Consider the following 5,518-nt stretch of genomic DNA (forward strand, 5'->3'; position numbering starts at 1 on the left):
AGATATCGGCATCACCACCGGTAGTTAAATAAGGACGAAATAAACCAACTTTTTGAAAAGCTTCTCGACGAATAGCGAGGTTAGCAGTTTGACCGTAGGGACAAAAAGAATGTTCTAAAAGAAATTTTGGTGACATAAAGTGACGACGTTCCGCATACTTTTCCAACCAAGTGGAACCAGTTAAGGCGGCAATTTCACCCGCTACCAGACCGATACTACTATCTTTAAAGGGTTGAACCAGTTCTGTCAACCATTGCGCTGCGGGACGACAATCGGCATCGGTGAAGGCCAGAAAAGGATAACGAGCGCTTTTGATCCCTTTGTTACGAGCAGCGTAGGAGCTTTGTATATGATTTTCGCTTAAAATGATCAGGTTCAGTCCCCTGTGTTCTTGTGCTGCCTTTCCTAATAATTCTCCCGTGCGATCGCCACTATTATTATCAACTAAAATATATTCAACTAATTGACGGGGATAGGTCTGTTTGGCTAAACAATCAATGAGAGGGGGTAGATCTTTCTCTCCGTTATAAATTGGCACGATCACGGATACTTCGGGCAAGAACTGCAAGGTAGTTGACATCGTTGGAGTCCAATAAACGGGGGACGGTTGAACTATTCGCTACAATACTACTATAATCAAGAGCAACAAAAAGCAAGTCTATTGTCACTTATTTTAGACCAACGATGAAAAGTTTCTTCCGAAAATTATTTTTCTATGTGGGTATTCTTTGGCTCTCACCTTTAATCATTGCTTTTCAGGTAGCTAATAATCGAGAACTTATCTTAGGTGATGTGCGGCGTTGGGTAGAGTTATTAGGCTGGGAAAAAAGAGCAGATTGGTTACAATTCTTAGCTCTGTGTCTAGAGGCAAAAGAATTTAGAAATTTATATTATTGTCGTCTTTTTCAAGGTGGTTCATTCAGCCGTTTTTTTATGTATATTCTTAGGTTTTTCTATCGAGAAAGTTCCTACTTATTTCTAGATTCTTCCTGTTCGATTGGCAAAGGATTATTTATTCAACACGGTTTTAGTACGATTGTTATGGCGGATTTGGGCGATAACTGTTGGATTAATCAACAGGTAACAATTGGCTATAAAGATAAAAGCGGTCGCCCCAAAATTGGCAATAATGTCAGGATTACCGCCGGCGCTAAAGTCTTAGGAAACATTACCATCGGTGATAATGTCACCGTGGGCGCAAATTCAGTGGTAGTCAAAGATGTTCCCCCTAATTGTGTAGTGGTGGGTATTCCCGCTCGTATTATTAAACGGGACGGCGTTAAAGTAGATGAAAAATTATAAACGTTGACTTAAAATATATTCGGCAATTGCCAGATCTCCGCGGGTAGTAATTTTTAAGTTAGTTTCTTCACCGACGACAATTTTGACAGGAAAACCACATTTTTCTAATAAGGCGGCATCGTCGGTGACTTCCCAAGCTAATTTTCGGCCCTGTTCATGACATTCTTTTAATAATTTTACCTGAAAACCCTGGGGCGTTTGGGCTGCCCACAACCGCGAGCGATCAGGTGTATCCTCAATCCAGCCCTTGCTATCGACAATTTTAATCGTATCTTTCACCGGAATCGCCGCAATGAAACCCTGACAAGTGGCTAAAGCGGCGGCACAGCGATCGAATAATTCGGGAGTGGCTAAACATCGCGCCCCATCGTGAATTAAAACCGTCTCAGCCCCCTCTGGTAGGGCTTGTAAGCCATTGTAAACCGATTTTTGTCTGGTTTCGCCTCCTTGGATGATTTGCACGGGTTTAAGGGCATTTATGGCGGTGATAATTTCTCGGATATCCTCAAAGTCTTCCGGTTGTGCCATAATCCCAATCCAGATAATTGCCCTGGATTCCATGGCAGCCAGCAAAGTCCAAGTCAGGAGAGGTTTTCCGTGCAGGGTGAGCAGTAACTTATTGCGATCGCTGCCCATCCGTTTACCCATTCCCGCTGCTGGAATTAACAAATACATATTTTTTTCAGGTAAAAAGTTAAGAATTCAGTGGACAGGAGTGGGGAGCTTTTTGCTGGTTAAGTAAGTGGTTTCAATATATCCCCCCTTAATCCCCCCTTGATAAGGGGGGTGCCGATCCCCCCTTAATCCCCCCTTGATAAGGGGGTGCCGATGATTGTTAATCGCTTCAATAACCCCAAAACTATGCCTCTTCAGAGAATAAATCGAGGGGAAAGTGACCATAAGTACCGACTAATTGATCATTTTCTGATTGACAAGAAACCAGGACACCGCGATAGGTTCCCGTATAGGAATCGAGATAGGAAGCTTGTCTTTGGGTATTATATTTAATATACACCGCTCCCAGTTCTGGCTGGTCTTCTGGGAGAGTATTAGGTAGGGGGTATCCTAGGGCTTGTAGATAACTTTTTAGGGCTTTAAATCCCTCTTCATTGTTATCGGCACAGATACCTAAATTAATTGATTCCGAACCTTGGTTAACTAATAAAATTGCCTGTCTTAGAGCTTCTTCTTCTTCAGAAGATTGGGCAATTTTTAGTTTAATACATCCATATTCTTTTAGGAGTTTCAAGGCTTCTTCAATAGACATGAGCGGTTATATAGGCGGGGCTAAAGATAAAAAATAAGCTGGTGCTGCTGTCCTTAACGACAAATTCCCAAGGAAAAAAGCCCTAAATCATGGAGATTTGGAGATAGGAAAATTTTGCATTGGTCTTAATCGTAAGCCTGGCAATCCCGATCATATCAGGTTAGGGACAGGAAAATTTATCGGACTTGTTCGATCGCTCCGGGTTGTGCGGGCATTTCACTCACCGCTTTTTGATAGCCGAAGTAAGAACCTATAATAATTCCAGCACCAAAACCAATCCCTAGGTAAGGCAAAATTACACTGAGGGGAAAAGAGGAGTGTCTCTGATGAGATAGAGTCTCAGCAGCTTCAGTTAACTCCTCCCGTTTCTCTAGGGCTTTTTCTTCGGTTGTTTCAGAGTCTTCCAGTTAAATTTCCGCCACGGCTCTTTCGATTAAACGACGAGCCAGGGTTTGAATGCCAGTATGTTCATAGTAATTAGTCGTCATATCGAGGAATGCCCCGACATATACCAATTTATCGGCAGAAAAGTCGATAAATCCCTGGATTTTGCTCAATAATCCCTGCTGGCTCAAACTGCGATCGCTGACAAAACCACTCATCCAACCTTTAGTGGAGTCGAAACTTTGACCGATAAAGTCTAATTTTCTGGCAGTATTTCCCCCCGGAATCAATTCTTTAATACTGCCGAAAGTGGAGTTAGATTCTAATTCTTCCGGCCTGAGAATGCTCAGGCTCGATTCCACTTTGCGGATAAAACTGCCCCCCAGAGGGATTAAACCATCCAAACAAACTAACGCCGCCATCCGCATCAAGGATTCGCCGCTATAATCTCCTAGGGAAGCGACGAAATCCCCGATACTATCCCCCGGAATGCCATTAATTTGACAAAAAGCGACTAATTCGGTCACTAATTTCAGGGTTAGATCGATGGTTTGCGCTTTTTCGGGAGCAGGGGTTAATCTTTCGATTAAACCGCCCATGAGGGGAATTTTACCACCGACGGCATTAGCAAGAGAGGCGGCGGCTAGGGCATTATCGGCGCTGTCGATGGTTTGGTAGAGCCAAAGCGCCCGTTGATAGCCCTGGGATTTATCATTAAACAACCAAACGGCTCGATCGCCAATCTGTTGGATCATGCTTTCGTCGGTTTCACCAGTGACTTTGATAATCGTATTTTTAAACCCGACTAGGTTATCCCACTCTCCCGGCACCACATAATCAAGGGTTTTGAGAACTTTGACGGTGAGATTATTAGTCGGTAATTCGTCCACCAGTTCAAAAATTGGCTTACTCACGGATGTCTCCTTACTTTAATTTTGCTAGACCATCTAAATCGAACTTAGCTAACCAAGCTTGGCGATCGCTGGCGGTAAAATCCGCATCCCGCGATAAAACCTTGACTTGATAGCGATTATTGACTAAAACGGCGGTGGCGGTTGCACCCTGTTTCACAGAGGGAAAACCTTTAATCGTGGTTTGACTGTCTTGGAATTTATTGGCCGCCGCGGGATTATTGCTAATGTCAGATATGGCTAACATAGCCACAACTTTGCCATTTTGCTTCAGTTTTGCCTCGGCAAAGCCTTTTTTTTCCTGGGTATAGACGCGCTCGTATCCTCCCCCAGAAGGCGGGAAAAACCGATTAAAACTGCCGCCAGAGGTGGATTCTTTCACCACTGCCGCCGCCCCGCGAGCGGTACTTTCTTGTTGCGCTTGGTCAAATTGTGAGGGAGCTTTAGCACAGGAGGTTACTAGCAAAAGTACCGCTAATACCCCTGCTATCAAGATTTTGCCAAATCGAAAGCTCATAGTTCTCTTAATTAAAACTTACTAATGTTTGTTTGTAGTATATCTCTCGCTTATTGCTGATTATTGTTAAGTTTTTCTAGATTCTCTCACACCAGACCGAAAAAAAACAGAAAATCAGCAAAATTCGAGTCAATAACTAATTTTTAGGAGTACATCTCAATATTACCTCAAGGGGTGACAAAGAGGTTTAAAGGTAGGCAGGATAAAGACTCTAGCCAAATGTCCCCCAAAGAAATAGAGTGGTTATGGCAACCACTCAAAAATTTAAAATGTTACCATCATTCTATCAGGCTTGTTTACAAGCTAATCTGAGCGAAGCACAATATCTTACCCTGCAAATCCTCATACTGCTCTTACAAGGTCACAGAACGGTACAATTAGAGAGATTAGCTGCCCTATTTCCTCAACCAATTACCTTTGAAAGCAGAAGAAGAAATTTACAGAGGTTTCTTAAGTTACCGCAATTAAGTGTGAAATTGTTATGGTTTCCGCTAATTAAACACATTATTAAGCAAGAGTTTAGCCGAAAAAATAAAAATCGACATCAAAGAAGAAAACTGAAAAAACTTAGGCATCTAGGACATCTGTTATTGGTAATCGACAGAACGGATTGGAAAGGAAGAAATTTATTTGTAGCCAGTGTTATTTGTGGAAAAAGAGCCTTACCTGTGTACTGGATATTGCTAGATAAAAAAGGAAGTAGTAATCTGGGGGAACAAAAAAAATTTCTGAAGCCTGTGTTAAAAATCTTAAAATGTTATCCAGTCGTCGTGATCGGTGATCGAGAATTTCAGAGTGTTCAACTAGGAAAGTGGCTAGACGAAAAGGGTATAGCCTTTATTATGAGGCAAAAGAAGGGAACATCTTTGCTGTTATCAGGTGAAGACAAATATCAACCTCTAAAAGCTCTGGATATTCCACCAGGGACTGAGCAGTTTTTCTCAGGAATTTATTATACATATTCTCATAAACTTGGACCTTTTAATTTGGCAACTCGCGGTCAGAGACGCTATCGTAGTAAACAAGCCGAAGCTCCCTGGTATCTTCTTACTAATCTTGACTCTTTAGAGAAGACTTTAAAGTTATATGAATCTCGTTTTGGCATTGAAGCTATGTTCAAAGATTGTAAAACGGGAG

7 protein-coding genes are annotated in these 5,518 nt (G+C 42.2%); 2 read left to right on the top strand and 5 right to left on the bottom strand.

Annotation, left to right across the window (positions count from 1 at the left end; genetic code table 11):
* Positions 1 to 580 (bottom strand): glycosyltransferase family 2 protein (locus PX484_RS13935; RefSeq protein WP_288104309.1); only part of this gene is annotated, 580 nt, incomplete at its 3' end.
* A 104-nt stretch (positions 581 to 684) separates the two neighbouring features.
* Between PX484_RS13935 and PX484_RS13940 the strand changes: the two genes are divergently transcribed.
* On the top strand, positions 685 to 1,302 hold the full coding sequence (locus PX484_RS13940) for a serine O-acetyltransferase (RefSeq protein WP_002799857.1): 618 nt from the start codon (positions 685 to 687) through the stop codon (positions 1,300 to 1,302).
* On the opposite strand, the gene ispD is transcribed toward PX484_RS13940, so the two are convergent.
* The 4 genes from ispD to PX484_RS13960 form a co-directional block, all read right to left on the bottom strand.
* Entirely contained in the window at positions 1,297 to 1,977 is a 681-nt protein-coding gene (ispD, locus tag PX484_RS13945; RefSeq protein WP_287766481.1) for a 2-C-methyl-D-erythritol 4-phosphate cytidylyltransferase, read from the bottom strand. The genes PX484_RS13940 and ispD overlap by 6 nt on opposite strands.
* 184 nt (positions 1,978 to 2,161) lie before the next feature.
* Positions 2,162 to 2,569, bottom strand: a complete 408-nt coding sequence (locus tag PX484_RS13950) for a DUF1824 family protein (RefSeq protein ID WP_287670887.1) — start codon at positions 2,567 to 2,569, stop codon at positions 2,162 to 2,164.
* Between the two features lie 407 nt (positions 2,570 to 2,976).
* A complete protein-coding gene (locus PX484_RS13955) occupies positions 2,977 to 3,867 on the bottom strand; it encodes a hypothetical protein (RefSeq protein ID WP_287670888.1) in 891 nt (296 codons plus the stop codon).
* A gap of 10 nt (positions 3,868 to 3,877) precedes the next feature.
* A complete protein-coding gene (locus PX484_RS13960; protein WP_002799848.1) occupies positions 3,878 to 4,381 on the bottom strand; it encodes a hypothetical protein in 504 nt (167 codons plus the stop codon).
* Positions 4,382 to 4,626: 245 nt separating this feature from the next.
* Between PX484_RS13960 and PX484_RS13965 the strand changes: the two genes are divergently transcribed.
* Positions 4,627 to 5,518: IS4 family transposase (locus tag PX484_RS13965; protein WP_288104313.1), on the top strand; the 892-nt coding region annotated here is incomplete at its 3' end.

Source organism: Microcystis sp. M49636_WE2 (assembly GCF_030065375.1).
In the GTDB taxonomy this organism is placed as follows: domain Bacteria; phylum Cyanobacteriota; class Cyanobacteriia; order Cyanobacteriales; family Microcystaceae; genus Microcystis; species Microcystis aeruginosa_C.